Here is a 3,723-nt window from a genome sequence, read left to right on the forward strand (position 1 = left end):
TCGAAAAAACGTCGCCTCGAATCGAAGATCAAGCGCGGCTCGATCAAGGCCGGGCGCGGCAAGGTGGATTTCTAGAGCTTCTCCCGCTCTTCACGGTAGCGAGGCGCCTGACGGTACAGGTAGACGCTCAATGCCAACCCGCCCAGGGCCGCCAGTGCAGCGAACAGAAAAATCGAGGCAAAGCCGAAACCGGCGGCGATCGCCCCGGCCAGTGGGCCGGTGATGCCCAACGACAAATCGATGAACAACGAATAAGCGCCCACCGCCGCCCCACGGCTGGAGGCCGGTACCAGGTTGACCGCTTCCACACCCAACGCCGGGAATACCAGCGAGAAACCGAAACCACTCAACGCCGCGCCCGCCAGTGCCCACTGTGCATCGGGCGCCAGCCATAACAGCAGCAAGCCCAGGGTTTCCACCGACAGGCAGGCAATCGCGACCCTGAATCCACCGAGACGGTTGATCAGGTTGCCGAATAACAGGCGCGCACCGATGAAGCAGGCGCCGAACAGGCTCAGGCAGAGCACGGCGTTGTCCCAATGCTGCGTGGCGTAGTACAGGGTGATGAAGGTGGCGATGGTGCCAAAACCGATGGAGCCCAGGGCCAGCCCGCAGCCGTGGGGCAATACGCGTCCCAGCACATGCATGAACGGCAGGCGTTCGCCGACGACGATGGGCGCGGCGGTTTTCGGCCAGGCCAACGCCAGCCCCAGCACCGCCAGCAGGATGATGCTGGCGCCCATGCTCCACAACCCCAGTGACTTCACCAGCCACACCCCCAACGGCGCACCGATCGCCAGCGCACCGTAACTGGCGATGCCGTTCCACGAAATGACCTTGGCGGTATTCGCCGCGCCGACCCGGCCGATGCCCCAGCCGATCGAGCCCGAGCCCACCAGGCTTTCGGCGCTGCCCAGCACCAGGCGACCGATCAACAGGCTGGTCAGGCTCAGGACCGGCATGCCTGCGGTCCAGGCAGAAACCAGCATGAAAACGCCGCTCAAGCCACACCCGGCCAGGCCGAACATGACCGCGCGCTTGCTGCCCAGGTTGTCGATGATGCGTCCCGCATAAGGACGGCTAAGCAGCGTGGCCAAGTATTGGACGCTGATCACCAACCCGGCGATTACCGCGCCGAACCCCAGCTCGCCATGGACGAACCCGGGCAGCACGGCCAAGGGAATACCGATGTCCAAATAGCCGATGAAAGTAAACAGGACGATGGAAACGACTTGCAGCGTGACCGCCATGGGGCGCTGGAGATCTGGCATGGGTAAAAGGTCCACAGGGCAGCAGGATAGATAGGCTGCTTATGATAACGGTGACCGTGCGGGTGGCGCGCAGAAAAGTAAAACTATTTGCCGGACGGCGGTTCGGGTGGGGTGTCGCCAGCGACCAGGTGCGCAGTGACCAGCGCGGCAATGGCGTTTTCTTCCGTGCCGAATCGAGTCAACAGGGCGGCTTGTTTCTCGGGAGAGAGGCGGGTCCAGATCTCGACCATTTTCTCGGCGGTGCCGATCAGCACGCTGGCCTGGGCCGGGCTGAAGGAGGAAGTGTCGTCGGTCATGGCGTGGGGCTCGGATTCAGGCGGTGTGGAAAGCGCATCTTAGCGCTTTCCACACAGTCTGGTGCCGCGGGTGGATCAGTCTTCGTTGTCGGCCTGGCGGCGTTCAGTGGCTTGCTGCTGCTCGGGTTGCTGGGCGTCGGGTTGCCCTGCGGCTTGTCGCGGGGTCGTCTGCTCAGGTTCGTGCAGGCTTGGGAAGGGGAGATTAGGGATCTCGTGCATTTCGCGCTCCTCGCAAAGTCTGTTGATCGATCGGGTAGATCCGCGCTTCTACAAAGCGTGGGCAGGATACCCCAGGAGAAATGACAAAGAGACTTTCAATCCGGGTGGGGCGACCGGTGGGCTTGTCTGGACAGGTCATGTCCAGCAGCGAAAACGCCGTCGCTACCGGCGGTCGCCGCGGCTCAAGAACGGGCGCCGCGAGCCGATGCCGAGTACATATCCTCCACATTCAGTCGCGAGAGTGGACCCCGGACATGGAAGTCTTTTATTCGAAGAGATCGACTCCATGTTTCTACAAAAATCCCTGAGAGCGCAGATTCTGGCCCTGCTGAGCGGCAGCCTGCTGGCGATGCTGTTGATCGCCCTGGCGTCCTTTCATTTCCTGTCCGATGGCATCCAGAATTATCGCAACCTGCTTGATGGCCCGTTGCATGCGTCGCAATTGATCGATGAGGCCAATCTGCAGTTCAAGGCCCAGGTCCAGGAATGGAAGAACGTCTTGTTGCGTGGCAAGCAGCCGGCGGAACTGGATAAATATTGGAAGCAGTTCGAGGAGCGGCAGCATGATGTCCAGGAACTGCTGGGGAAATTGAGCAACCATCACGGTGTCCCTGCGCCGATCAGGACACGTATCGAACAGCTGCGCGCTGAGCACGCGCAGTTGGGCAGCGCCTATCAAAAAGGCCGTGATGCGTTTGTCGCGTCAGGTGCCGACGCAGCGGCGGGAGATGCAGCGGTCAAGGGCGTGGACCGTGCGGCCAGCGAGCAGATGAGTGAACTTGTGGCGGATCTGCACAAGCTGGGCAATGAAGAGTCGGTGCTGATCAGCGCAGGTGCGGACCGCACGATCATGCTGGGTATCGCGGTGATGTTGGTGTCAGGCCTGCTGATCGGCCTGTTCAGCCTGTGGTTGATCAATCGCAACCTGGTGCAGCCAATCCGCGCCTTGATCGACTATGTCACCCAACTGAGCCTTGGACGTTTTGCCGAACGTGTAACCAGCAATCGCCAGGATGAGCTGGGCAATCTTGCGGTGGCGGCCAATACGCTGCGTGGTTTCCTTGCCGAAACCTTCACCCGCCTGCAACGCAGCGCCACGGAGCTGGACAGCGCCAGCGGTGAGCTCAATGCCATCGCCAGCCTGATGAGCCAGGGCACCAGCGAGCAGTTCGAGCGCACCGATCAGGTAGCGACGGCGATGAACGAAATGTCTGCCACCGCCCAGGAAGTCGCCCGCCATGCCGCCGACGCGGCGCGGGCCGCCGATGACGCCGATCAGTCGGCGCAGCAGGGCGAGAAGGTCATGCAAGGCACCATCCACACCATCACCCGGATGCGCGGCGAGATTGCCAACACGGCCACGGTGATTCGCCGCCTGGAAACCGACAGTGGACGCATCGGCAAGGTGTTGGAAGTGATTCGCGGGATCGCCGAGCAGACCAACCTGCTGGCCCTCAACGCTGCCATCGAAGCCGCTCGGGCCGGTGAGGCCGGGCGCGGTTTTGCCGTCGTGGCCGATGAAGTGCGCAGCCTGGCCCAGCGCACCGCGTCATCGATCATCGAGATCAACCAGATCATCCAGACCGTTCAAACGGGCGCGGTGGACGCGGCCCAGGCCATCGAGAGCGGGCAGTCGCGCAGCGAAGAAAGTGTCGAGCAGGTGACCCAGGCCGGCGCCATGCTCGAACGCATTACCGAGGCAGTGGAAGCGATTCGCGACATGAATCGCCAGATTGCCACGGCTGCGGAGGAGCAGACCTCCGTGGCCGAGGATATCTCGCGCAACCTGACGGAAATCACCTGCATTGCCAGCACCAACCTGGACAATGTGCAGCGTACTGAAGCGGCCAGTCGGGATTTGCATGGGTTGTCGGGGCAGTTGAATGACGTGACGGCGCGGTTGAGTGCCTGACACGTAGCAGGCCCTGATTAACCTT

General features: G+C 62.1%; 4 protein-coding genes and 1 pseudogene. 2 read left to right on the forward strand and 3 right to left on the reverse strand.

All coding sequences use genetic code 11. The features are described 5' to 3' along the window. Positions 1-75: pseudogene (locus OC610_RS23045) on the forward strand (alternative ribosome rescue aminoacyl-tRNA hydrolase ArfB); the annotation flags it as partial. Here the strand turns inward: OC610_RS23045 and OC610_RS23050 are convergent. From OC610_RS23050 to OC610_RS23060, 3 genes are all read right to left on the reverse strand, one after another. Then, positions 72-1,271, reverse strand: a complete 1,200-nt coding sequence (locus OC610_RS23050; RefSeq protein ID WP_264431090.1) for an MFS transporter — start codon at positions 1,269-1,271, stop codon at positions 72-74. The pseudogene OC610_RS23045 and the gene OC610_RS23050 sit on opposite strands and share 4 nt — an antisense overlap. 83 nt (positions 1,272-1,354) lie before the next feature. After that, the gene (locus OC610_RS23055; RefSeq protein ID WP_264431093.1) at positions 1,355-1,567 is read right to left on the reverse strand and encodes a hypothetical protein; all 213 of its coding nucleotides are present in this window, start codon (positions 1,565-1,567) and stop codon (positions 1,355-1,357) included. Positions 1,568-1,642: 75 nt separating this feature from the next. After that, positions 1,643-1,786: a hypothetical protein gene (locus tag OC610_RS23060; protein WP_264431096.1), complete on the reverse strand. Its 144-nt coding sequence runs from the start codon at positions 1,784-1,786 to the stop codon at positions 1,643-1,645. Between the two features lie 286 nt (positions 1,787-2,072). Here OC610_RS23060 and OC610_RS23065 point away from each other — a divergent pair, with 286 nt between their 5' ends. Continuing rightward, a complete protein-coding gene (locus OC610_RS23065) occupies positions 2,073-3,698 on the forward strand; it encodes a methyl-accepting chemotaxis protein (protein ID WP_264431100.1) in 1,626 nt (541 codons plus the stop codon). Positions 3,699-3,723: the final 25 nt, after the last annotated feature.

Origin of the sequence: Pseudomonas agronomica, from assembly GCF_025917275.1 — a bacterium.
Taxonomy (GTDB): Bacteria; Pseudomonadota; Gammaproteobacteria; order Pseudomonadales; family Pseudomonadaceae; genus Aquipseudomonas; species Aquipseudomonas agronomica.

Excerpts from the sequence above, each read along its gene's own strand:
- OC610_RS23065 (WP_264431100.1), top strand. The coding sequence starts at position 2,073 with ATGTTTCTACAAAAATCCCTGAGAGCGCAGATTCTGGCCCTGCTGAGC.
- OC610_RS23050 (WP_264431090.1), bottom strand. The coding sequence starts at position 1,271 with ATGCCAGATCTCCAGCGCCCCATGGCGGTCACGCTGCAAGTCGTTTCC.
- OC610_RS23055 (WP_264431093.1), bottom strand. The coding sequence starts at position 1,567 with ATGACCGACGACACTTCCTCCTTCAGCCCGGCCCAGGCCAGCGTGCTG.
- OC610_RS23060 (WP_264431096.1), bottom strand. The coding sequence starts at position 1,786 with ATGCACGAGATCCCTAATCTCCCCTTCCCAAGCCTGCACGAACCTGAG.